Below are 511 nucleotides of genomic sequence, written 5' to 3'. Positions count from 1 at the left end.
AATCCGCTTGACGCTGGGTTCGCGAATCATGAGCACGTCGAGCCCTACCAGGGCCACAGCCTTCTGCCCGTCGTCGAAAACCGCCGCCCGTGCTTTACAGGGATCGTGAAACGTCCGGTGATAAACCTTGCCATAGCCCCCGGGTTGCTCCATGCCGATTTCCGGGCTAATATCGCGCTCCGCAAAGCCCACTTTTAAAACAGGCTGAGGGGTTTCCGCCCAAAGTCGAGACTTTTCCTGGCAGGCAACGAATACCGCAGCGACGAACCCGCCCAGGATCAGCGCTGCGGGGATCCGGGGAAGTCCAACACGTGAGGACGCAGCGGCTCGCTTCCAGGCGAACAAACCATTCCCCGTTGCTATTCGGCTCCATGGTCGCTGGTGTGTCATGGCATCCACCTCCTCTTGTCGGTGTGGCTTTCAAACTGGGGACCGCGAAAACATTCCGCGCGCTTTTGGCTTCCCCATTTGATAACCGACGACCGCTGCCCCGGCAAGTGTAGCCCAGGCT

1 pseudogene is annotated in these 511 nt (G+C 59.7%); it reads right to left on the bottom strand.

Annotation, left to right across the window (positions count from 1 at the left end):
- A pseudogene (locus H5U08_RS09675) lies at positions 1 to 390 on the bottom strand (hypothetical protein); the annotation flags it as partial.
- Positions 391 to 511 lie beyond the last annotated feature (121 nt).

Source organism: Thermogutta sp. (assembly GCF_014359955.1).
GTDB lineage: Bacteria > Planctomycetota > Planctomycetia > Pirellulales > Thermoguttaceae > Thermogutta.
This window is presented reverse-complemented; position numbering and strand designations above follow the sequence as displayed.